1 pseudogene is annotated in these 234 nt (G+C 64.1%); it reads right to left on the bottom strand.

Annotated features, from left to right (window positions below):
- Positions 1-165: pseudogene (locus KVT36_RS33350) on the bottom strand (pseudaminic acid cytidylyltransferase); the annotation flags it as partial.
- Positions 166-234: the final 69 nt, after the last annotated feature.

Genomic DNA, 234 nt, shown 5'->3' with positions numbered 1-234 from the left:
AAGGATCTCCTCCGAGTCGCTGGAGACGACGACCTCGTCGAAGAGTCCTGTCGCCGCAGCTTGCGCCACCGAATGAGCGAACATCGGCCGCCCCGCGACCATGCGGAGGTTCTTCCCCGGGACTCCCTTCGAACCGGCGCGCACGGTGATCGTGCAGATCCTCATCTGGTTCTCCGTTCCCACGCCACCCTGGCGCGTTCGAGATCTTCCGGTCTGCCCACATCGATCCACTCT

Source organism: Chitinophaga sp. GbtcB8, from assembly GCF_019091455.1.
Lineage (GTDB): Bacteria > Bacteroidota > Bacteroidia > Chitinophagales > Chitinophagaceae > Chitinophaga.
Note: the sequence above shows the minus strand (reverse complement) of the source record. Positions and strands in the feature narration are given on the sequence as shown.